At 51.9% G+C, this 378-nt stretch carries 1 protein-coding gene; it reads left to right on the forward strand.

The annotated features are described in order from the left end of the window. Positions 1–378, forward strand: a 378-nt coding sequence (locus NR111_RS18885) for a hypothetical protein (RefSeq protein ID WP_256821639.1), incomplete at both ends; no start/stop codon positions are given.

Raw genomic sequence — 378 nt, forward strand, 5'->3', positions numbered from 1 at the left:
GGAGGGAGGAGGAGAGGGGAGGGAGGGAAGGGAAAGAGAAGAGAGGGAGAAAGAAAGGAGAGAGGAGAGGGGAGGAGGAAAAAGAGGGGGAGAGAGGGGAGGAGGAGAAGAAAGAGGAAGAGGAGGAGGAAAGGGGGAAGAAAAGAGGGGGGAAGGGGGAGGGGGGGAAGAAAGAGAGGAAGAGAGAAGGAAGGAGAGGAAGGAAAAAAGAAAAGGAGAGAAGAAGAAAAGGAGAGAGAGAAAAAGGAGAAGAGAGAAGAAAAAGAGGGGAGAGAAGAAGGAGAAAAGGAAAGAGGAGAGAGAAGAGAAAAGGAAAGGGAAAAGGTCGGCAAGGAGGGAGTGATAAAGGTCGAGGAGTCCCAGACCTTCGGTCTGGAC

It is taken from the genome of Dietzia sp. Die43 (assembly GCF_024519835.1).
In the GTDB taxonomy this organism is placed as follows: domain Bacteria; phylum Actinomycetota; class Actinomycetes; order Mycobacteriales; family Mycobacteriaceae; genus Dietzia; species Dietzia kunjamensis.